Origin of the sequence: Clostridium lundense DSM 17049 (genome assembly GCF_000619945.1) — a bacterium.
GTDB classification, from domain to species: Bacteria; Bacillota; Clostridia; order Clostridiales; family Clostridiaceae; genus Clostridium_AO; species Clostridium_AO lundense.
On record NZ_JHVC01000001.1, the window covers coordinates 160,404 to 185,333 of the forward strand.

14 protein-coding genes and 1 other annotated feature are annotated in these 24,930 nt (G+C 29.1%); of the genes, 11 read left to right on the forward strand and 3 right to left on the reverse strand.

Annotated features, from left to right (window positions below):
* Positions 1–14: 14 nt before the first annotated feature.
* From T514_RS0100790 to T514_RS0100810, 5 genes are all read left to right on the forward strand, one after another.
* The gene (locus T514_RS0100790) at positions 15–1,280 is read left to right on the forward strand and encodes a vWA domain-containing protein (RefSeq protein ID WP_027623029.1); all 1,266 of its coding nucleotides are present in this window, start codon (positions 15–17) and stop codon (positions 1,278–1,280) included.
* Between the two features lie 89 nt (positions 1,281–1,369).
* Complete coding sequence (locus tag T514_RS0100795; protein ID WP_027623030.1) at positions 1,370–2,017, forward strand: hypothetical protein; 648 nt, start codon at positions 1,370–1,372, stop codon at positions 2,015–2,017.
* Between the two features lie 92 nt (positions 2,018–2,109).
* The gene (locus T514_RS0100800) at positions 2,110–3,384 is read left to right on the forward strand and encodes a GTPase domain-containing protein (protein WP_027623031.1); all 1,275 of its coding nucleotides are present in this window, start codon (positions 2,110–2,112) and stop codon (positions 3,382–3,384) included.
* Positions 3,381–4,550: a GAP1-N2 domain-containing protein gene (locus tag T514_RS23585; RefSeq protein WP_051541673.1), complete on the forward strand. Its 1,170-nt coding sequence runs from the start codon at positions 3,381–3,383 to the stop codon at positions 4,548–4,550. Before T514_RS0100800 ends, T514_RS23585 begins: the two co-directional genes overlap by 4 nt.
* Positions 4,551–4,892: 342 nt before the next feature.
* The gene (locus tag T514_RS0100810) at positions 4,893–6,944 is read left to right on the forward strand and encodes a sensor histidine kinase (RefSeq protein WP_051541676.1); all 2,052 of its coding nucleotides are present in this window, start codon (positions 4,893–4,895) and stop codon (positions 6,942–6,944) included.
* A 79-nt stretch (positions 6,945–7,023) separates the two neighbouring features.
* Here the strand turns inward: T514_RS0100810 and T514_RS27490 are convergent, their stop codons facing one another.
* A complete protein-coding gene (locus tag T514_RS27490) occupies positions 7,024–7,149 on the reverse strand; it encodes a hypothetical protein (RefSeq protein ID WP_278246503.1) in 126 nt (41 codons plus the stop codon).
* A gap of 320 nt (positions 7,150–7,469) precedes the next feature.
* On the opposite strand from T514_RS27490, the gene T514_RS0100815 reads away from it, so the two are divergent.
* The 4 genes from T514_RS0100815 (at position 7,470) to T514_RS0100835 (ending at position 17,658) form a co-directional block, all read left to right on the forward strand.
* Complete coding sequence (locus T514_RS0100815) at positions 7,470–9,215, forward strand: pyridoxal phosphate-dependent decarboxylase family protein (RefSeq protein WP_027623033.1); 1,746 nt, start codon at positions 7,470–7,472, stop codon at positions 9,213–9,215.
* A gap of 404 nt (positions 9,216–9,619) precedes the next feature.
* Positions 9,620–10,675: a carbamoyl phosphate synthase small subunit gene (locus T514_RS0100825; protein ID WP_027623034.1), complete on the forward strand. Its 1,056-nt coding sequence runs from the start codon at positions 9,620–9,622 to the stop codon at positions 10,673–10,675.
* Between the two features lie 184 nt (positions 10,676–10,859).
* Positions 10,860–14,066: a carbamoyl-phosphate synthase large subunit gene (gene carB / locus T514_RS0100830; RefSeq protein ID WP_027623035.1), complete on the forward strand. Its 3,207-nt coding sequence runs from the start codon at positions 10,860–10,862 to the stop codon at positions 14,064–14,066.
* 337 nt (positions 14,067–14,403) lie between these two features.
* Positions 14,404–17,658 carry a DEAD/DEAH box helicase gene (locus T514_RS0100835; RefSeq protein ID WP_027623036.1) on the forward strand — a complete coding sequence of 1,085 codons (3,255 nt, stop codon included), beginning with the start codon at positions 14,404–14,406 and terminating at the stop codon, positions 17,656–17,658.
* A gap of 256 nt (positions 17,659–17,914) precedes the next feature.
* Here the strand turns inward: T514_RS0100835 and brnQ are convergent, their stop codons facing one another.
* Complete coding sequence (gene brnQ / locus T514_RS0100840; protein ID WP_027623037.1) at positions 17,915–19,234, reverse strand: branched-chain amino acid transport system II carrier protein; 1,320 nt, start codon at positions 19,232–19,234, stop codon at positions 17,915–17,917.
* 318 nt (positions 19,235–19,552) lie between these two features.
* Positions 19,553–19,812, reverse strand: a binding site (T-box leader).
* A gap of 173 nt (positions 19,813–19,985) precedes the next feature.
* Here brnQ and T514_RS0100850 point away from each other — a divergent pair.
* Together T514_RS0100850 and adhE are read left to right on the forward strand one after the other, a co-directional pair.
* Positions 19,986–20,462 (forward strand): hypothetical protein, encoded by a 477-nt coding sequence (locus tag T514_RS0100850; RefSeq protein ID WP_027623038.1) that lies wholly within the window; start codon positions 19,986–19,988, stop codon positions 20,460–20,462.
* Between the two features lie 384 nt (positions 20,463–20,846).
* Positions 20,847–23,441: a bifunctional acetaldehyde-CoA/alcohol dehydrogenase gene (adhE, locus tag T514_RS0100855; RefSeq protein WP_027623039.1), complete on the forward strand. Its 2,595-nt coding sequence runs from the start codon at positions 20,847–20,849 to the stop codon at positions 23,439–23,441.
* 94 nt (positions 23,442–23,535) lie between these two features.
* Here adhE and T514_RS0100860 read toward each other — a convergent pair whose 3' ends face one another.
* Positions 23,536–24,768, reverse strand: coding sequence for an aminopeptidase (locus T514_RS0100860; RefSeq protein WP_027623040.1), 1,233 nt, complete (start codon positions 24,766–24,768; stop codon positions 23,536–23,538).
* Positions 24,769–24,930: the final 162 nt, after the last annotated feature.

Here is a 24,930-nt window from a genome sequence, read left to right on the forward strand (position 1 = left end):
TGGAGGTGGGGAACGTGACAGAAAAGAGAATAAATTTAACTATGGTAGTTATGAGTTTAATTGGTGGAGTAATAGGATTTATAATAGGAGAATTAATACTTATAAATTACGGATATAAGTTTTCCAATATTGTACTTATGGGATTGTATTTTGGAATATTAGCTTTTTGTATAGGGATAATGTGTCTTATAGGGGAATGGATAAACCCAAGATTAAATGGACATGGATGGAGAAATAATTATTTAAAGACATCCTTTAAGTTTTTAATTCCAAGTACCCTAATTTTTATGTTCATAATAGGTATGCTTTTTCAGTTTATATATGGAATGAGTATAGGAAGTAGCAAGAAAATAGATGATGTAGTTATGCTTCTAGATACATCTGGAAGCATGAAGGAAACTGATCCAGACAATGAGAGATTTAGGGCTACGTTAAATTTAATAAGCAATATGGATGAAAAAAACAAGGTAGCTATATATAAATTTGATGATACTGTAGAACAAATATTACCTATGACTGAGGTTACGCCAAATATAAAAGATGTAGTAGAAGATGCTTTAGAGAAATATGAAAAACCAAATGGAAAAACAAATATTAAAGAAGCCCTTATAAAGGGATATGATGAAATTAATAAAAATTCAAGTGTTGATAGAAATGCTATGATGATTTTATTATCAGATGGTGGAGACAATTTTAACCTTAGTGAAGAATTTGATAATGTTATGGAGCCTATTAAAAAGTCAGGTATAGCAGTATATACTATTGGAATGAATAAAGATACTGACTTTACTATGTTAAAAAATATATCTAGAGAAACTGGCGGAAACTATTATAATGTAAATGACGTAAAAGATTTAAAGAATGTGTTTTATAAAATATATAATGACAGACAACAGAGAATTCTCGTAGATAAAAGAAATGGTGTTTTTATAAATGAGAGCGTATATATGATACTTAGAATTCTATTAATATCCATGATTGGATGTTTAATACCTTTAAGCGTAAGTTTGGTATTTGATAACAAGAATTTACTTAAAGGATTTATTATAGGTGGGATTATTTCAGGTGTATTAGCAGGATTGATTTTAGAATATGGATTTTTAAATTATCCATGGCTAGGCAGGACATATAGATTTCTAGCAGATTTAATTGTGGCTACAATTTTTACACTTATTCCTGTAAAGGTAGATTTGAAGGATTATTCTAAATGCTCATATTCTGGAAATGGAAAAAGAAGACATATAGAAGACAGGGAAAGTATCAATAATAAGTTTGATTAAAGAATATGAATTGATTATTTGCCTTAAGTAGATTTTTTAAAATACTTTTTAACAAGTTTTAATACAGAAATTTAAAAGGGGGGATTTGGGTGGAAATAGTAGAATTTAAAGATGACTTATATAAAATAAGCGATTTAGAATACAGTTTGGATAAAGGTAAGTTTACCATAAGGTGGAAATGGCCTAAGGATATAGATATAGTATATATACTAAAAGTAAATAATTTAGATGATTTTTCCATGGAGCATATCCCTAAAGATAGTTTGAAACTATATACAAAAGAAGAATACAGAGAATTTAATGGCTATACTGAAACTATAAAGGAAATAAAACAATATAAATTTATTGTTTTTCCTGCTCGTGAAACTGAAGAGGATATTTTACTTTTAAAACAGCAAGATGGAGAAAATGAAATAATATTAAGTACAGGAATCCCTAATATATATTATAGTATTAAAGAAATAAAGGGAATTAAGAGCTTTTTTTCAAAAGAAAAAACTGTACAGATTATAATATATTCAGATGTAGAATTAAAAAATGATGTTTTATGCTATGTAAAAAAGAGAGGTTCTTATCCTCTTAACAAAAGTGATGGAGTACTATTTAATTTTGTAGACAACATTTATCCAGGGGAAAATGTAATGCCTGAGATAATTATAAACAAAGATGAATATATAAAGGTTTTTATAAATGATGTAGAAAGATACGGGAATATATATAATCTTAAGCAAAAGTAGATTTAAGACATCTTGAAAAAATGGCTAGTGAGTATGCTAGTCTATTTTGCACTTAAGATGTCTAACTAAAATGTGAAAGGAATGGATGTTTGATGGGTCTTTTTAATTTTTTTAGAGGGAATAAAACAGAAAGGGATAATTATAAGAAGGCAACTTATGAAAAAGGACCTTTTATGATAACATGTCCATTTTGCTTTAAAAAATTTAAAACAGAGCAAGTGGTTTTTAGAGCATCACACTATGAAAATGGAGATCCGGAGTATGAAAAGACTGTAGATGATTTGCTTAATGAGTACAATAGAAAAGTTGGAAAAGGTACTTTAGGAGAAATAAACCCTGTAATTATACCAAAGGATATTCCAGAAAAGAGTAAAACTAGAGTAGATGGAGTGCTTATTGAGCTTAGGGATAAGTATGATGTGTCCACAAGTGAAAGATTGTGCCCATTTTGTCATAATGAACTTCCAATAACCTCAGGAAGGGGTCCTTCTAAGATTATTTCTGTTGTTGGAGCTTCTCAGGTAGGAAAGTCTGTTTATATGACAACTCTTTTATATGCTTTAGAAAAATATAGTTGTGAAAGAATTGAGGCATCACTTATTGCAGGGAGTTCTTTATATAATGATGAAATAAGAGAAAATCAAGAAAAGATTTTTGAAAAGAATATAATGTTAGATCCTACTCCAAAACAGCATATAGAACCTATAATAGAGAACATGAAATTTAAAGATGATAAAATTGCTCCAATTACTTTTATTTTTTATGATATTCCTGGTGAGGGAATGACAGATAGGGATTACATAGAAAAGCATGGTGAGCATATTAAAAATTCTGATGGAATAATATTCCTTGTAGATCCTTTACAGATGAGAACTCTAAGAAAAAAAATAAGTCTTGTGAACAGGGAGTTTAAAGGTGATTTTACAGAAAAGTATCAAGAACCGAAAGATATAATTGTATATCTTTTTGAAAACTTTATATCAAAACAATCTAAGGAAAAAACCAATATACCTACTGCTATAGTAGTTACTAAAAGTGATATGTTGATAAATTTAAGTGATGAAGAGTATATAAGTGAAAATAGCAATATTTTTAGAAACTATGAGCATAAGGAGTTTTTTAATTTAAATGAATATGAAAATATAGATGGGGAAATAAGAAAATTTTTATCTAAAGCAGATTCTTCTTTTAAAGGAACTATGGATACTTATTTTGGAGTTACTGGATATTTTGCAGTATCATCCTTGGGATGCAATCCTGAGAATTTAAAAATAGATAGCAGCACCAGTATTAATCCTTTAAGAGTTGATGAACCATTTTTATGGCTGCTTTATCAAATGAATTATTTAGATGGAGGAAGACAATGATACAGCAGCATTATTATACAAGAGATAGAAAAGGTGTATACAGTGACACTCCAGGATATGATACAATAGCAAAAAGTATAAACTTGGAGGATGATTTTATAGTTAACTATCTTCATCCTTTATGTTTTTATGAGGCTCCAGCTATTTTGGGTGGAGAAGAAGATATGACAAAGTATCCTAAAGCATTATTTTGTATAAATACAGAAGATAATAAAATGGTAATAGGGCAATCAGTTTTTGCAGGAAAGGATTATACAGGAAAAAGAAACAGATATTTTACTCATAATTATATAATCTCAGAGGAAGAAAGAGAAGAATACATACAAAATCCTGAAAAAATAATTTTCTTAGATAATTTTTTCAATGATTACAATATAGATAATGGAAAAACTATTCCAGAAGTCTCTAGAACGACATGGAATAAAGCTTGGGAAAATACTTTATCTATTGATGAAATGTTACATAAAACGGGCATTGATGAAATAAGATTTAAAGAGCTTATTTTAGCAGCATTTCATGGGGCTTTATATAAAAAAAAGATATATATAGTTTTAAACTGTGAACTAAGTGAATTAAACATATTGTCTAAAGAATTATTAAGGTATTTGTATGCATGTATTCCTTTTGAGGTAAGAAGGAAAATTGGATTTATTAATTATATGAAAGAACCCAAAAATAAAGATTTTATAAATATTATATTTTTACCTAAAGGAAGCATAAAAAGGCTTACAACAGAGATAAAAGCAGGATATGTATTTGATTTTGCAGATAATAATTTTTATTTAGATGATATAGACAGGTCAGAACATGTATTTAGTAACTTTGCTATAAATAACTTACATAGGATGACAGAATTTTTTAAAGCTATGGACAAGCTACCTATTAAAAATAAGTTAAATATTACTGAGTACGATAATATTATTAACTTTATTAAAGAAGATGTAAGCTTTAGTTTAGAAAATATTCAAGATAGATATAAAGAATTTTTAAATATAAACAATAAGGAAAAAAAATCAGAGAAAAAACCAATAGATAATCAAGTAATAAATAGGAATACTGATAGTAATAGATCATGCAGAGAATATGGAAATCTCAAAGGAGAAAGTAGCTTTAAGTTTCTTGCAAAATTTATAAAAAAAATTAAAAGTTTTTTTAATTGTAAGTGAATAGTTAAAAATTATTGTTTATTATGATTAAACTTTCTATATTTTAAATATATGATATAACTTTTAAATTAAAATTAAGTAATTATATTCATTATTCCATTGAGAATTAAGGGGAAATTGCAATCCTAGGATAAGAAAAATATGGTTTATACCTATAAATAATACAATTAAAGAGAAGAATCAAATGAAAAATATTATTTGGTTCTTTTTGTTGCAATAAGTAACAATTAGTTGTTTTTTCGTTGTTTTTTTGAAAAATTTATTTATATGAAGGAATTCAATTACATTTGAAGAATAATATTGTATATACAGTAATAAAATCCTTCAAGGAGATGAGAAAAAATGGCCTTGTTATTAAATAAAAAGAATTTTACAAAATTTATGTGTATTATATGTATTGTAATATTTTTAGGAATTTTAAGTCAGTATAATTTTTTATTATTTCATATTGTTGTAGAATTTACGGTTTCAATGATTTCATATACTATGATGGCAATAATACTTCATACTAGCGAGTTCTCAAAAAATAATACTTATACTTTTTTAGGGATATCTTATGTATTTATAGGAAGTATAAACTTATTACATACTATTGCATATAGAGGCATGAACATAGTAAATGTTGATTCAATTAATATGTCTATACAATTAAGTACTATAGCTAGGGGTACTGAAGCAATAACACTATTTATAGCTTTTATGTTTACTAATAAGGAAGTTAAATATAATAGAGTTATTAGTTGTTACTCTTTAGTATTAATATATTCTATAACTTTATTACTTGGAAACGAACTGCTTCCTAAATGTTATGTACCTGGTGTTGGAATAACTAAATTTGAATTAATCAGCGAATATGCAATTGCAATTATATTGATTACTTCAATGTACTTTTTAAGGAAAAATAAAAATAAGTACAAATTTATGGAAAAGGAATACAATTATTTAATGGCTGCTATTATTTTTACAATAATATCACAGGTTTTCTTTACCATACATTTAGAAGTACATAGAGTTTGGTATTCTATAGGTCATATTTTTAAGCTAGTATCATTTTATTATATTTATGTGGCTTTAATAATAAAGAATCTTAAAGAGCCCTATGATATAATTTTTTGTAGTCTAAACAAAAGCTTAGACCAGTTAAAGAAAGTTAATGAAAGTTTGAACTTAAAGAATAATGAATTGGAAAAAATGAAAAATGATCTTGAAGAAAATTTAAGATTTTATAAAGAATTTGCAGAAGTTCTTCCATTAGGTGTTATTATAAGAGACGAAGATACTATTGTATATGTAAATGATAAAACGAAAGAATTACTGAAACTAAATAGTAAAAAGAATATAATAGGAAAAAGCATATTTGATATTATAGAAGACAGATATAAGACAATTGTAAGACAGAGAATTGACATGGAAGATAGTACGAAAATAGAACCTCCTATAGAAGAAAAGTTTATATGTGAGGATGGAAGCTTAATACATGTGGAAGTAACAGCAACATCTGTAATAATTGATAATAAAGAATTTTTTATGGATGTTTTGAAAGATATTTCATATTTTGAAAAACTAAAAGTTGTGCAAAGAAAGTTAGAAGAGAAGGCACAATATGAGACAATAAGGAATGAATTTTTTGCTAATATTTCTCATGAACTTAGAACTCCAGTTAATGTGATTTATAGTGCTCTTCAGTTAGAAGAAATATACTTTAATAAAAAAGAATATGATAAAGTTAAAAAGAATAATAAGGTAGTTAAACAAAATTGTATGAGACTTTTAAGATTAATTAATAATTTAATAGATATTACAAAGATTGAGGCGGGATTTTTTAAACCAGTTTTAAGATATAATAACATAGTAGAGTTGGTTGAAAATATAGTATTATCTATAGTTGTATATGTTGAAAGTAGAAATATGAATATAATATTTGATACAGAATTAGAAGAGATGTATGTAAACTGTGATGGAGATTTAATAGAAAGAATAATGTTAAATTTATTATCTAACTCAATAAAATATGGGAAGTCCCAAGGGTGTATTTATGTAAATATATACAATGATTCAGAAGGTTTGGTTTCCATAAGTGTAAAGGATAATGGCATAGGAATTCCAAAAGACAAACAAGATAAACTTTTCCAAAGATTTACAAGGATAGATAAAGCTTTTACAAGAACTTGTGAAGGGAGTGGCATAGGATTGTCTTTAGTGAAATCTCTTGTGGAAATTCAAAATGGTATTATAGAATTAAATAGTGAGGAAGATGTAGGTACAGAAATTATTGTTAAGTTTCCAATGGTACAAGTAGAGCAAGAGAAATGTATACTTATTGATGAAGGAAGCTGTATGGATAATATAGTTAAAAAGGTAAATATAGAGTTTTCAGACATTTATGAACTATGATAAATGAATTATAAATAATTTTTTAGAATGTAAGTAACAGAATGCAGGGCACTGATAAGAGAAAATTTCTTCTTTAGTGTTATGAAGAAATTTTAAATATATTTAGTATATCATTTGTGCTCTGTTCTGTCTTTAATATATGATAACTTCCATTTATAGTCATTGCGTTTGCTATGGCTTTCTTTATTTTATCGGTATTAATCAAATAATATGATTGTAGACACCAATTTACCTTTCTTAAAAAATAGGGATATAGCAAGTCATGAAATAAGTATACACAAGAATTTATTGATCTGTTTGCAGATAGTCATGAATCGTAAAAAATATATATTGATTTTAATGAATATATTGAATTTTAACTGAAAAAATTCAATAAAAATGAACTTTGAAAAAAATATTATAAAGTATTATAATATATGTGGAAAATATTATTTTATTTTCAAGTTATATGAATAAATGTACTTAATATGTAACAAGGTTTTAGTAGCATTTATCAAAGGTAGTAATTAGAAGGTGGGGATAGGAATGGAAGAAAAAAATGAAATAGCACAATGGCAAAAGGTTTTAAAAGACAAAGTTCAACCAGGCTTTATGACTCCATGGCAGGATGAAACTAAAGAAGAAGAATTTAAAGCTATAGTTAGAGAAACACTTTGTAGTATCAATTTTTTAAAAGGAGATATGGGAAACAAAAGATGTTTTTTGGGAGAAGGTAAATGTTCTATAAAAAATGAAAATGATATTATTAAAGTGAAAAATGAAGCAAATATGCCAGAAAAGTCAAATTATATAAAAGATGTTATGAATGAAGCATCTCATTATTTAAATGGTATGTTTAATTTGATGCATCCTCAAGTTATGTTTAACGTAGTTCCTCCTGCTGCAATTCCATCAATTATGGGGAATTTAATGGGAGCTATGCTTAATCCTAATTTAGTGGAACAGGAGTATTCAGGTAATGTAGCAGCTTTAGAAATAGAAGTATCATCTATGATATCAAAGCTTATAGGTTATGATCCTATAAAATCTGCAGGACATTTTACCTTTGGAGGTACAGGAGCTTATTTATTTGCTACTAAATTAGCATTAACTAAATGTCTCCAAAAAGAGAGTAGATTTAAGGGTATAAGAGAAGATGCCCAAATATTAGTATCAAAAGTAGGTCATTATGCTGTTAAAAACTGCAGTGATTGGACAGGTTTAGGCATGAAAAATGTAAGAGCTATAAATATTAATGAAGATAATTCAATGGATATTAATCACTTAGAACAAGTTATGGAACAATGTTATCAAGAAGGAAAACAAATAGCTATGATTGTTGTAACTATGGGAACAACAGATGCCTTTGGTGTGGATAATATAAAAGAAATTCAACAAGCTTGTAATAGATTTATGATGAAACATGATTTGAAAAGGAGACCTTTTATTTATGCAGATGCTGTTATAGGTTGGGCATGGAGCATGTTTAATTCTTATGATTTTAGCTCTAATCCTATGGAATTTTCAAAGGATACTTTAGAGGCTATAAAAGAATGTAAAGAAAAAATAAAATATCTTAATTTAGCAGATGCTGTAGGAATAGATTTCCATAAAACAGGATTTACTTCTTATAATTGCAGTATGATCTGTATAAAAGATGCTGAGGATTTAAAAATTTTAACTAGGGATAAAGATGAAATGGCTTATTTATATCAGTTTAGTGCTTATACGCCAGGAGAATACACACTAGAGTGTTCTAGGGGAGGAAGCTATGCTCTTGCAGCATGGTGTAATCTAAAGTATTTTGGATTAGAAGGATATAGAGCTATTCTAGGTAATCTTATAGAGGCAGAGAAAGCTTTACGAAAGGTTATAGGGAAAGAACCTTCTATGGTATGTGCAAATGAAAGAGACCATGGATTTGTAACTTTATTTAGAATTTATCCTAAGAAATTAAGTGATGCTTCAATTTCTGAAGATTTTGCTAAGGAACAATATATGAAAGAATTTGAAGATGAATCTCATGCAGAAGAACTAAGAAAATATAATGATTATCAATTTAAAGTGGCACAAGAACTTCAAAGAATGTTATTTGAAGAAAATGGACCAGCATTGAGTTTTACAAGTAAATTTAGATTGACACCTTATGGAGAACCTATAGCTGCTATAAAGGCTTATCCAATGTCACCATATATGGGGTGTTGTGAAAAAGAATTTAAAGAAAATATAATAAAGTATATTTTAGAAGCAGCAGAGAATGTAGATAAAGCCTATTCAGATAGAATCTTTTAATTAAGGAGAATAAAACTTAATATTATTTAGTAATGGTTAAATAATATTAAGTTTTTATAAAGAAAATACAAGAGTTTTTTTAAAAATAGAGTCTTGACAGATTTTAATATATAAATTAAAATTAATTCTAAGAAAAGCTGAAGTTAATAATACACTTTTAATTTGGTCCAGAGAGGCCAGAAAGAGGTATAATGATTATGAAAAAGATTTTTTGTTATGCGAAAAAAGTTATAAATAATTTAAAGATGAATTTAAAAGAAATTTTTTTAATACAAAGGGTAATAGGGAGATTAAATTTTTAATTTAAGTCTCCTTGTTATCCTTTGATTTTTTTAACCTACATTAATAGACAAAACCTTTACAAAGTGTATTTTAGCTATCAGAATTTAAAGGAGGTCTATTATATGAAAGCAAAATTAATATTAGAAAATGGCATAGTTTTTGAAGGAAAAGCTTTTGGCTACCTAAAAGAAAGCGTTGGAGAGGTAGTTTTCAACACAGGCATGACAGGATATGAAGAAATTCTTACAGATCCATCCTATTATGGTCAAATCGTTACAATGACATATCCTCTTATAGGAAATTATGGAATAAATCTAGAGGATATGGAGTCAAGCTCACCTAAGGTTAAGGGATTTATAGTTAGGGAAAAGTGTGATTTTTCCAGTAACTTTAGATCAGAATTAGAAATATCAGATTATCTAAAGGGAAATAAAATAGTTGGTTTAGAAGGAATAGATACTAGAGCTTTAACAAAGATTTTAAGAAATAGTGGAACTATGAAAGGGATAATTACTCTGGAAGATATTTCTTATGAAGAGGCTTTAGAAAAGTTAAGTAATTTTTCCAATAAGGAAGCGGTTAAAAATGTTACCACTAAGGAAGCATATACGATACAGGGAGAAGGAAAGCATGTAGCTATCATGGACTTTGGTATTAAAGGTAACATAATAAAATCCTTCATAAAAAGAAATTGTAAAGTAACAGTTTTTTCAGCAGATGCTTCATGGGAGAGAATTTTAGAAGTGAATCCAGATCTTGTATTCTTATCTAATGGCCCTGGAGATCCTGAAGATCTACCAGAAGCTATAGAAAATATTAAGAAATTAGTAGGTAAAAAACCTATAGTAGGAATTTGTTTAGGACACCAGCTTTTAGCATTAGCACTAGGTGGAAAAACTGCAAAATTAAAGTTTGGACATAGAGGAAGCAATCATCCAGTTAAAGACTTAAAAGAAAATAGAGTTTATATAACTTCCCAAAACCATGGATATTATGTACAAACATTACCGCAAGGTATGGAAGTAACTCATGTAAGTCTTAATGATGGAACAGTAGAGGGAATGAAGCATACAACTTTACCGATATTCTCAGTTCAATTCCATCCAGAAGCATGTCCAGGACCTAAAGATAATGATTACATTTTTGATAAATTTCTTAGCTACACAAATAACAGATAATAGAGTACAGAATATAGATAGCAATAACAATTAAGAATGTTGATAAAGGACAATTGACAGTGAAGGATAATTTTTCTCCATTGATATTACGGAAAATTTTAAATTGAGATTTTATGCAGCGTTAGCGGAAGAAAAGCTTCCTTAACTGTCATCTGTCAACTGAATTAAGCGGGAGGTAGAAATTATGCCATTAAATAAAGATATAAAGAAAGTTTTAGTTATAGGATCAGGTCCAATAGTTATAGGGCAAGCAGCGGAGTTTGATTATTCAGGTACACAGGCTTGTGAAGCTTTGAAGGAAGAAGGAGTAGAGGTTGTTTTGATAAACAGTAACCCAGCTACTATAATGACAGATAGGGAAGTAGCGGATAAGGTTTATTTAGAGCCTTTAACAGTGGAGTTTGTAGAAAAAGTTATAGCAAAGGAAAAACCAGATAGTCTACTTGCAGGTATGGGAGGACAAACAGGATTAAATCTTGCAGTAGAGCTTTATGATAAAAAAGTACTACAAAAGTATGGGGTAAATGTAATAGGAACTTCTATAGAATCTATAAAAGAAGGAGAAGATAGAGAGCTTTTTAGATCTATGATGAACAGAATAGGAGAACCTGTTATAGAAAGTGAAATAATAACAGATATGGAGTCTGGTAAAGCCTTTGCAAATAAAATTGGATATCCAGTTATAGTAAGACCAGCCTATACATTAGGAGGAACTGGTGGTGGAATAGCAAAGGATGAAGAAGAATTAGAAACAATTCTTTCATTAGGTCTTCAGTTAAGCACCATAGGTCAAGTTCTTCTTGAAAAAAGCGTTAAGGGTTGGAAAGAAGTAGAGTATGAAGTAATGAGGGATAGTTTTGGTAACTGCATTACTGTATGCAATATGGAAAATATAGATCCTGTGGGAATACACACAGGAGATAGTATTGTAGTAGCACCAAGCCAAACTCTTTCAGATAAAGAATATCAAATGCTTAGAACTGCTTCAATAAATATAATAAATGCAGTAGGTATAGAGGGCGGATGTAATGTTCAGTTTGCATTAAATCCAAATTCTTTCGAATATGCAGTAATAGAAATAAATCCAAGAGTTAGTCGTTCTTCAGCACTAGCTTCAAAAGCTACAGGATATCCTATAGCAAAGGTGGCGGCAAAGATAGCTTTAGGTTATGGATTAGATGAAATAAAAAATGCAGTAACTCAAAAGACATATGCCTGCTTTGAACCATCATTAGACTATGTGGTAGTTAAAATTCCAAAGTGGCCTTTTGATAAATTCCAAGGAGCAGATAGAGTTTTAGGAACTAAAATGATGGCTACAGGAGAAATTATGGCCATAGGAAGTAACTTTGAAGCAGCGTTCTTAAAGGGAATAAGATCTCTAGAAACTGGAAAATACTCCTTAGAGCACAAGAAATTTAAGCATTTAACTATAAATGAATTAAAGGAAAGAGTAATGTCTCCAGATGATGAAAGAATATTTGCTCTAGGAGAAATGCTTAGAAGAGAGTATAGAGAAGAAAAGGTAGCACAAATAACAGGTATAGATAAATTCTTCATAAAGAAGTTCAAAGGAATAGTGGAAGAAGAACAAAAATTAAGAGGAAGTTCTATAGACGATTTAGATAAAGAGTGGCTATATAGCTTAAAGAGAAAAGGTTTCTCAGACAAGGCTATAGGGGATATGTTAAATGTAAGTCCTGAGAATATATATAGACTAAGAAGTATATGGAATATAAAACCTGTTTATAAAATGGTAGATACTTGTGGAGGAGAATTTGAAGCACTATCGCCATACTACTATTCAACTTATGAAAGTTATGATGAAGTAGAAGTTTCAGATAAAAAGAAAGTTATAGTTATAGGATCGGGTCCAATAAGAATAGGACAGGGGATAGAGTTTGATTATGCTTCAGTTCATTGTGTAAAAGCTCTTAAAAAACTAGATATAGAAACTATAATAATAAATAACAATCCAGAAACTGTAAGTACAGACTTTGATATATCAGATAAATTATACTTTGAACCACTAACAGAAGAAGATGTACTAAATATAATAGAAAAAGAAAATCCTTATGGAGTAATACTTCAGTTCGGAGGACAGACTGCTATAAAGCTTGCTAAGTTCTTAAAAGAAAAAAATATTTTAACGCTTGGAACAACTTCAGATCAGATAGATACAGCAGAGGATAGAGAAAAATTTGATGAGCTTTTAGAAGAGTTAGGTATAGCAAGACCTAAGGGAAAAGGAGTATGGACTGTTGAAGAAGGATTAAAGGAAGCTGAAAAATTAGGGTTTCCAGTGCTTGTAAGACCTTCCTTCGTACTTGGAGGACAGGGTATGGAAATAACTCATGATGAAAGAGAATTAGTATATTATCTAACTCAGGCCTTTGAAAAGGACAAGAAAAATCCAATTCTTATAGATAAATATCTAATGGGAAGGGAAATAGAAGTAGATGCTATATCAGACGGAGAAGATGTACTTATACCTGGAATTATGGAACATTTAGAAAGAGCAGGAGTACATTCAGGGGATAGTATTACCATGTATCCTAGCCAAAACTTAACTAAAGATATTAAAGCTAAAGTTTTAGAATACACTAAAAAGCTTGCATTAGGTATAGGAATAAAGGGTATGATTAACATACAGTTTATAGAGTTTAAAGGACAACTTTATGTAATTGAGGTTAACCCAAGAGCTTCAAGAACTGTACCTTATATAAGTAAAGTAAGCAAAGTTCCTATAGTTGACATAGCTACAAGAGTAATGCTTGGGGAAAAGCTAAAAGATTTAGACTATGGTGTGGATGTGTACAAAGAACCAGAATTAATTTCTGTAAAAGTACCAGTATTCTCTACTCAAAAGCTCCCTAATGTTGAGGTGTGTTTAGGACCAGAAATGAGATCTACAGGAGAGGTTTTAGGTGTAGGAAAAACTTTAGAAGAAGCATTATATAAGGGATTTGTAGCAGCAAGTATGTATATGAAAAAAGAAAATGGAACAATACTTGCTACTATAAACGACCATGATAAAGAAGAGTTCTTACCAATGGCTGTAGAATTGAGTAAGTTAGGATATAAGTTCATGGCTACTTCAAAAACAGCAAAATTATTGGAGAATGCAGAAATTGAAGTTAAAGAAGTAAGAAAGTTAAAAGAAGAACATCCAAACATTATAGATGTTGTAAAAAATGGAGAAGTAGATTTGGTTATTAATACTCCAACAAAGGGTAATGACTCTAACAGAGATGGATTTCATATAAGAAGAGCAGCTATAGAAAGAAATATAGGAGTAATAACTGCACTAGATACATTCAATGCAATGGTAAAGGTTAGGGCTATAGGTATAAAAAATAAGGATTTGGATGTGTATGATTTAGGAAAATAAAAACTTATAAATGATTTTTTAAATAATAGAGTATAGAGTAAATAGAATAAAGAATAAATGAGCGGAAATTTTAAAAAAATCTACCTTATTTGTTCTTTATTCTTTTTTTATTTATTATTTTAGTAAAAATATGATAAAATATAGATAATTTTCATAGTGAATAGATTGATCAGTGCGGGGAGTAAAAAACAAATGTTTACTACTTATTGTACTTTTTAGACAGAATATGTATTTTATTTTCTACATTTGAAAAGTAAATATAATAGATTTGTTTTATATGTACGTATTTGGAAATAATGATAATATATAAATATGATGATTTAAGGGAGGATTTCTCTTGTTTAATATAGACAGAAAGTTAATACAAGATTTGGGCGGTTCTACAGTGTATGAAAAAGGGGTTAAGTGCTATAAAAATAATCAGGTTAAAAGTATATATGTAGATGTAATAGAAAGATTTGATGAAGAAATTGCAGAAATTAATTCTGTAGTAAAGTCTTCTGAATTTGATAAGGAATATAAGGTGTTTTTAAGGTTTAAAGATAAAGCTACATATGTAGAAAGCAAATGTGACTGTTCTTATTGGGGTTATATGTGTAAGCATGCAGTAGCTTCTCTTATTAAATTTATAGATGAAAAAGAAGAGCTTTTAAATGGAGTTGAAGAAAAAAGAAATAGAAAATTTATCAATAATATTAAACAAAACTTATTGGATAAGAGTACTTTGCTTAAAATATATTTAAATACTAGTTACAAACTGAACATAGAGCATGGACATAACGGTGGTGTCTCCATAGAAGTGAAAATAGGAGATGATAAACTCTATGTAATAAAGAATATTAAAGAGTTTGTAGAAAATCTTCTTTCAGGAAACGAAATTTATTTTGGAAAAGGTTTTACCTTTAATCCTTATATTCATAAGTTTAAAGAAGAGGATGAAAAGATAATAAATTTATTAATTGAAACATACGAGTATAAAAAAGTTGTAGAAGATATGGAAAATTACTCAACTTATTCTGCAAAAATCTTAAAAGGAAAAAAAGCTTACTTTACAGAAAGTAATTTAAGAAAATTTTTTGAGGCACTAAAAGATAGAACTATAGACTTAAATATAAATGGGGAAAATATAAATGATGTACCTTTTATAAAAGATGATTTCCCTTTAGATTTTAATTTAGAAAGAAAGAACAATAAAATTTTATTAAAGCAAACATCTAATATTCCTTTACCTATAATACCAGAAGGAAGATATTTTCTATATGAAGATAAAATCTATGAGCCATCTGAAGAATTAATTAAGAATTATAAACCTTTTTTTAATGAGTTTTCAAAGGAAAAAAGCAGAGAAATAATATTTAATGAGAATTTTAGTGAAGAGGTAGCTTCATTTATACTACCTGCATTAAAGAAAATAAGTAGAGATGTGCAGGTGGATAGGGAATTTAAAGAAAAATTTTATCAGGAAACGTTAAAAACCTCAATTTATTTTGATAAACAAGATGATAATATAATAGCAAATGTTATATTTAAATATGGAGATACTGAAATCAATCCTCTAGGAAATGAAAATAAAAAAGGGGAAAAGATTTTAATAAGGGATATAGAGGGTGAAAAAAATATTATAGGTATTTTAGAAGCTTTTAATTTTAAAAAGGAAAATTATAATTATGTGCTACAGGATGAAGAACAGCTTTTAAATTTCATGTTAAAGGGAATGGAAGTACTACAGGATATATGTGAAATTTATTATTCTCAGTCATTTAAGAATATAAAAATATATACATCTTCAAATTATAAGTCCAATATTAAACTTAATGAAGATGATCTTTTGGAGTTTACTTTTAGTATTGAGGGTGTTGATAAAAAAGAACTTAAAGATATTTTTGAAGCATTAAAGGAGAAGAAAAAATATTATAGGCTAAAAAAAGGAGGTTTTGTAACTTTAGCAAATGAAGGGCTGGAGGGAATAGGTAATTTAATAGATTATTTAAACATAAAGCCTTCTGAATTGGAAAAGGAGAAAATACTTCTTCAAAGATATAATGCACTTTACATAGAGTCTTCTATAAAAGAAAAAAATATTAATTTTATAGAAAAAAATAATAGCTTTAGACAATTAGTAAATAGTATTAAAGACATAGGAGATATGGATTATATAATCCCTGAAAATCTTCAAAACATAATGAGATCTTATCAAAAATTTGGATTTAAGTGGTTTAAAACTCTTGCTAGCTATGGATTTGGTGGTATATTAGCAGACGAAATGGGATTAGGAAAAACTTTGCAAACTATAGCTTTTGTAAAATCTGAAGTAGATGAAAATAAGGAAAATAAAATGCCTTCATTAGTAGTATGTCCAACATCTCTAGTATACAATTGGCAGGATGAAATAAATAAGTTTCAGCCTGATTTAAAATGCGTAGTAGTATCTGGAAGCAAAGAAGAAAGAGAAAAAAATATTAGGGATATTGAGGAAGCTGATATAGTTATAACTTCATATGCTTTAATAAGAAGAGATATTGAAGCATATGAGGATATTAAATTTAGATATTGTTTTTTAGATGAAGCACAAAATATCAAAAATTCGCAGTCTTTAAATGCCCAAAGTGTAAAGAGTATTAAAGCTAAAGCTTACTTTGCTCTAACAGGAACACCAGTAGAAAATTCCCTTAAGGAACTTTGGTCTATATTTGATTTTATTATGCCAGGGTATCTTTTAAATAGTAGAAAATTTTCTCAAAAGTATGAATTGCCTATTGTTAAAAATAAAGATAAAAATGTACTTAATGAATTAAATATGCATATAAAACCTTTTATTTTAAGAAGATTAAAGAAGGATGTTATAAAGGAGTTACCACCTAAAATAGAGCATAATATCATAGTGGATATGACTGAGGAACAGAAAAAGGTTTATGCTTCTTTTGTACAGCAAGCAAAAGAAGAGATGGATAGGGAAATAGCAGAGAATGGATTTAATAAAAGTAAAATTAAAATATTATCCATGATTACAAGACTTAGACAGATATGTTGTGATCCTTCTACCTTTATAGAAAACTATACTGGGGATAATGGGAAAATGGAAGCAATTTTAGATATTGTAGAGAATAATATAAATCAGGGACATAAGATGCTTTTATTCTCACAGTTTACATCTGTTCTACAGAATATAGCTAAAAGGTTTAATGAAAATAATATAAAATATCTGTATTTGGATGGAAGTACTAAGGCTGATATAAGAGGAGATTTAGTTAAAGAGTTTAATGAAGGAGACTCACCTATATTTTTAATATCATTAAAAGCAGGTGGAACCGGTCTTAATTTAACAGGAGCGGATATAGTAATACATTTTGACCCTTGGTGGAATCCAGCAGTAGAGCAGCAGGCATCAGATAGGGCCCACAGAATAGGACAGAAAAAAACTGTAGAAGTTATAAGACTTATTGCTAAAGGTAGTATAGAGGAAAAAATATATAAAATACAAGAAAAGAAAAAAGAGATAATTAAAAATGTAGTAGATAGTAATGCAGGGGAAGAAATTTTATTATCCAATATGGAGGAAAATGAGATTAAGGAATTGTTTTTATTAAGTTAAGAATTGAGAGCTGAGAGTTAAGGAGGATTTTTTAAATAAGAAATAATAAAGAATAAATATGGTATATATTAGAACTATCTTAATAAGGTTCAGGTGGAGAGAGTAGTTCTTTTAAGCAAACTCTACCTGAACCTAAGAATCACTTGATTCTTTATTATCTATAATTTAAGCTTTTCTGTAGTGTTGAGGTTGGAAAAGCATCCATAACTGTAAACTGTCATCTGTCAACTAAAACGGTGCGTAGCACTGTTGTGTTTTATGCTCTAGCATTAGCAGATGTGGCTTTAGGATAGGATACTATAAATCCCACAAGTGCACCAAAAATAGCTGGTACAACCCATCCCATTCCTTGTGAATAAAGTGGTAAATATTTATATACATTTGTTATAAAACTCAAATTTAAACCAAACTGCATAAGGGCGTCAACAATACTTATTGCTGCTACACATGAGAGACTACCAATATATACAGAAGAACTTCCATTGAAAAAGTCATTGGCAAGGGAAAGTATAATAAGTGTAGTAGCAATTGGATAAATAGCAGTTAAAGCTGGTACTGAAATTAAAAGTATTTTTGTTAATCCCATATTAGCAAAAACCATACTTGAAACAGCTAGTATTGTTACCCAAGTTTTATAAGTAACCTTTGGTACTAAAGTTACAAAATACTGACTACAGGATGTAATAAGTCCTACACAAGTAGTTAAGCATGCTAAAGAGAATATTAAACCTAGGAGTACAGCTCCTGGTTTACCAAACAAATAAAGTACTACATTTGTTAAAGTTTGAGCGCCGTTTTTTGTTAAGCCGAACTTTGGCCCAGCAGAAGCACCTAAATAAGCTAACATAACATATATAAAAGCTAGGAAAAATCCAGCTATTAAGCCTGCTTTAATTGAATAAGAAACTAAAGATTTTTCCTCAGAAATTCCTTTTTGTCTAAGAGCTAATGAAATAACAATTCCGAAATTTAGTGCTGCTATGGCATCCATAGTCATATAGCCTTCTAAAAATCCCTTAAGGAAAGGAAAACTAGCATAATCACTTTGTGGAACACCAAAGGAACCCATAGGTTTAAATAAACTACATACAAAAATACTTGTAATAAGAATTAATAATACAGGAGTTAATATTTTGCCGAAACGATCCACCAATTTTGATGGTGTTAAGCAAAGCCAAAAAGCTAATGAAAAGAAACATAAAGTGTAAATAAAAAGTGGTAAAGCACCTTTAGCTGATATAAATGGAGCTATACCCATTTCAAAGGCTAAGCTTCCTGCGCGTGGTATGCCTAAGAATGGTCCTATAGCTAAATATATTATAATTGTAAAAATTATTGCAAAAGTTGGATGAACACGACTTGCTAAAGCGTGAAGTCCACCTGCTTTAGAAATAGTAACTACGGCTAAGATTGGAAGACCAACTGCTGAAAATACAAAGCCTGCTAGAGCTACCCAGGTGGAAGATCCAGCGGATTGTCCTAAAAATGGTGGAAATATTAAATTACCTGCTCCGAAAAACATTGAAAACAACATTAAACTAATAAACATTAAATCTTTCTTGGATAAACTTTTCATATTTATACCTCCCAATATCTACTTCTTTTTCTTTATATATGTGAATGATAATGTTTATGTCAGATTCCATGTGAAACCACCTCCGAGAAATGTATTTTTAATATTTTGAATTATGAGAGTTTGCCTAGGATACTCCCATAAATAAGCTTACAAAGATTAATTTTGGATAAACAGAGTTCTTGGCTTCAGAAGGAGTTTTTACTCCAACTGAAGCTTAGAAATCGTTATCCAGGGATGTAGCCGCTCTTTACTCCCACTTAAAAGAAGATGGGAGTATTAGAACGGGTAGTCATCGGATAAATAAAAACTCGCCCCTATGAAAGGGACGAGTTATAATCGCGTTACCACCCTAATTTCATAAAATCAAAAAAACTGACTTTATGACACTTAGCTACGTACATCATGATACGTTTTTCTTTTAACGGTGAAAATCCGGCAAAGCTTACTTAAAAATATAAGTTTCGGCTTTACTTCTCAGAGATGATTTTCAGATAAGGTCTGAACATTGGCTTTCAGCATAACACCAACTCTCTTTGGAACAGATTTCGTATCTTACTTGTTCTCTTCATAGAATTTATTTGTAAAACTTAATAAATTTATACCATAATAAACTAACCTTGTCAAATATTTTTGAAAAATATTTTATCTGTAATAAAATAATGTTTAACATAAATTAATAGTTTAAACTATAATAAAAGCAAATGAAATATATTCTATAGACAAAAAAATATAATTGCAGGAGATGATCATATTGTCATATACAGCAATAGATTTATTAGAAAAGATTATTGGTGTTACTGGAAAGAAAAAAGAAATATGCAAAATTTCCATAGAAGGAGAAAAGAAAGAACTAAGTATGTATATGATAAATAATATATTCATTAAAAATTTAGATAAAAGTATACAACATTATAATGATTTGAAGGAAGAAATTAAGAATTCATCATTAGAAGATATAGATTTTGTTATATATGACAAAATTTCATTTTTAATAGATGACTTTAACCGTAAACAAATTATAACAGAATCCACAGATGTGAAAAGTATTGTGGAGTGTTGCTTAAACTTACAAAAAGGCACTTTAGCTCTTTATATTGATATTCAGGGAAGATTGATAAAAAATGAAGATGATGTAAAAACAAAAACTTATAAGATCATTGAAGATATGATAAGTGAAAAGGAAAAATATATAAAAGATTTGGAGGATTTTTGCAATAAATATTGTTAAAATATGAAATGGTATGTAAAGCACTATCAAAATTATTATAATTCAATAGTATTGATAGTGTTTATTTTTATATAAGTTTGTTTAAAAAATAACAATAAATAATGAGCAATATAAATTAAAATCGTTAAAAAACAAATCAATATATATTATACAAATAAACAATAATGGAAGTAAACACATAATAAATAGAGTAAAATTGTTATAAATCCCGTTTAAATCCAATTAAGACTAATTGAAATATCAAAAAGATTGTTATATAATTAACACAATAAATAATTTATTAAATATTCTGTGAATAATTAACGAGATACATTGATAAATAAAACACAAAGTTTTTAATAAGTGTTTATTCAATATGAAAAATAATTAAAGGGGTGTTTAATAATGAAGGTTGAAAATGCTGAGCAGTTAATGAAAAAAATTGAAAATGTAAGAAAAGCGCAGAAAGAATTTTCAAAATACAACCAAAAGCAAGTAGATGAAATATTTAGAAGTGCAGCTATAGCTGCCAATGAAGCTAGAATAGAACTTGCTAAAATGGCAGTAGAAGAGACAAGCATGGGTATTATTGAAGACAAGGTTATAAAAAATCATTTTGCTTCTGAGTATATATATAATAGATATAAAGATTCAAAAACTTGTGGAGTTATTGAAAGAGATGAGTCCTTTGGAATTTGTAAAATTGCAGAGCCTAGAGGAGTTATAGCAGCAATTATTCCAACTACAAATCCAACATCTACTGCCATATTTAAAGCTCTTATTTCATTAAAAACTAGAAACGGAATAATATTTTCACCTCATCCCAAAGCAAAAAAATCAACAATTGCTGCTGCAAAGATAGTATTAGATGCAGCAATCAAGGCTGGTGCACCAAAGGATATAATAGGTTGGATAGACGAACCTTCTTTAGAACTTTCACAAATGCTTATGCATGAAGGTGACTTAATATTAGCCACAGGAGGACCGGGCATGGTCAAAGCTGCATATTCTTCAGGTAAACCTGCTATAGGAGTTGGGGCAGGAAATACTCCAGCTATTATAGATGAAACAGCTCATATAAAGATGGCAGTTAATTCAATAATTATGTCAAAAAGTTTTGACAATGGTGTGGTATGTGCCTCAGAACAATCAGTTTTAGTAGCAGAAGAAGTATATGAACAGGTTAAGGAAGAGTTTAAAGAAAGAGGAGCATATATATTAAAAGAAGATGAAATAGATAAATTAAGAAAAATAATATTGGTAAATGGAGGAGTGAATCCTAATATAGTTGGGCAATCTCCTGTAAAGATAGCAAGTCTTGCAGGAATTAAAATTCCAGATGATAGCAGAATTATAATAGGAGAAGTTCAATCTGTAGAACCGGAGGAAGCTTTTGCTCATGAAAAATTATCCCCAATACTTGCTATGTATAAAGTAAAAGATTTTGATGAAGCTTTAGATAAAGCAGTTAGACTTATAGAAGATGGAGGGAGAGGACATACCTCTGTACTCTATACAAATACAGCAAAATCACAAGATAGGGTAGAAAAATTTAGTATGACTATGAAAACAGGAAGAACAATAATAAATATGCCTGCTTCTCAAGGAGCTATGGGAGATGTATATAATTTTAAATTGGAACCATCATTAACATTAGGTTGCGGTACTTGGGGTGGCAACTCTGTTTCTGAAAATGTTGGAGTAAAACATTTAATAAACATAAAAAATGTAGCCGAGAGGAGAGAAAATATGTTGTGGTTTAGAGTTCCTCAAAAAGTTTATTTCAAGTATGGGTGTCTTGCTATGGCATTGAATGAACTAAAGGATATGAATAAAAAGAGAGCTTTTATAGTAACAGATAGAGATCTTTATAAGCTTGGATATGTGGAGAAAATTATTAAAGTTTTAGAGAATATAGGTATTGATATTAAAGTATTCTTCGATGTAGAGCCAGATCCAACATTGAAAATAGCAAGAAAAGGTGCTGAAGAGATGCGAAACTTTAAACCAGATACTATTATTGCATTAGGTGGAGGATCTCCTATGGATGCGGCAAAAATTATGTGGGTAATGTATGAGCATCCAGATGTAAAATTTGAAGACCTTGCTATGAGATTTATGGATATAAGAAAAAGAGTGTATAAGTTCCCCAAGATGGGAGAAAAGGCTATGATGATTACAATACCAACCTCTGCAGGAACAGGATCTGAGGTTACTCCTTTTGCAGTAATTACTGATGAAAATACAGGAATTAAGTATCCACTTGCTGATTATGAACTCACTCCACAAATGGCCGTGGTGGATGCTGAACTTATGATGAATATGCCAAAATCATTAACAGCAGCTTCAGGTATAGATGCCTTGACACATTGTATAGAGGCGTATGTATCAGTAATGGCTTCTGAGTATACCAACGGATTGGCTTTGGAAGGTATTAGACTTATATTTAAATATTTACCTGATGCTTATAAGGATGGGGCTAATAATGAAAAAGCTAGGGAAAAAATGGCACATGCATCTACTATGGCAGGTATGGCTTTTGCTAATGCATTCTTAGGAGTGTGTCATTCAATGGCTCATAAATTAGGGGCTACTCATCACATATCCCATGGACTTGCAAATGCATTGCTTATCAATGAAGTTATAAAATTTAATGCGGTAGATAATCCAAGAAAACAAGCTTCTTTTCCTCAGTACAAATATCCTAATGCAAAATGGAGATATGCAAGGATTGCGGATTATCTACATTTAGGAGGAAATACAGAAGATGAAAAAGTAGAACTTTTAATAAAAGCTATTGATGAATTGAAAGAAAAGGTGGATATACCTTCAAGTATTAGTGAAGCTGGAGTTTCAGCACGAAAGTTTTATGCTACTTTAGATGAAATGAGTGAACAAGCGTTTGATGACCAATGCACAGCAGCTAACCCAAGATACCCACTTATAAGTGAAATTAAACAGATGTATATAAATGTTTTTGAAAATAAATCTGAGAAATAGGTGGATTTTCAATTAAGTGATTCTAAGCTTCAGATAGAGTTTGATTAAAAGAAATATAAATCTCTATCTGAAGCTTAAAATAAAAATTTACATATTAAAATGCCCAATTTCCATTAATAAATACAGGTATTTCTCGTCCATCCTCAGTTATTCCTGTAATTTTAAGATCTTTTGTTCCTATCATAAAATCTTCATGTATAAGTGAAGTGTTAACTTCATTTTCTGCTAGTTCTAGTTCATTCATGTCTTCTCCATTTTTTAAGCATACTGGATATGCTTTACCTATAGCAAGATGACAGGATGCATTTTCATCATAAAGAGTATTAAAAAATACTATATTTGAATTTGAAATTGGAGAATCGAAAGGAACTAAAGCTACTTCACCTAGATAATGGGAACCTTCATCTGTTTCTATAAGGTTTTTTAAAGATTCATAACCCTTTTCAGCTTTAAAATCTATAATGCATCCATCTTTAAAAGTAAGTGAAAAGTTTTCTACAAGGTTTCCATTACAATTAAGAGGTTTTGAGCTTACAACTGTACCATTAACACCAGTTTTTAAAGGCAATGTGAATACTTCTTCCGTAGGCATATTAGCTATAAATTCTACTCCTTCAGGGGTATAGTCTGCGCCGCCAAGCCATAAATGTCCTTTTGGTAATTCTATCTTTAAATTTGTGCCTAAGGAATTTTCATAGTGAAGAAATTTGAAATTATTTGAATTTAAAAAGTCCATACCTAGTTTAAGTTTTTCTTTATGTGATTCCCAAGCTGCAACAGGATCTTCTTTATCAACTCTTACTATTTTAAATATAGCATCCCATAATTTTTCTACAGCTTCATCTTCACTTGAATTAGAGAAAACTTTCTTTGCCCAAGCTTTTGTAGGAATAGATATAATGGACCAAGTATTTTTATTACTCATAAGTCTTTCGCTATATTCTTTTAGAGCTGTACTTCTTACCTTTTGAGATTTTGCTATTCTTGATGGATCAACATCCTTTAAATTTTCTGGATCTGAAGCAGATATGCTTAAAAAGGCAGCTCCAGATTTAGCATAGGATAGATAAAATTCTTTTTGCCAATTTGGCATCTCCTTAAATGCTTCTTCTGGAGCTTTTAAAAATCTTATTTTAGTAAATAATTCATCATTCCAGTTTATAACTACATCTTTTGCACCTTCTTCATAGGCTGTTTCTGCTATTAATCTTGTAAAGTTTGCGCATTCAATAGGGGAGGATATAACAAGAGTTTGATTCTTTTGTATATTTACACCTATTTTAACTGCAAGGCGAGCATATTTTTTTAAAGTTGTGTCATTATTCATTATTTATCTCCTTCCATTTGTAGATTATAACAATTTTATTTAAATAAATATTACCATAACTTAGATAATATTTCTATTTTTTAAATAGTGAATAGTGAAAATTAAACAATAAATAAGGATAATCTTTCTCCAGTAATATTACGAAAAATTTTTTGTTGATTT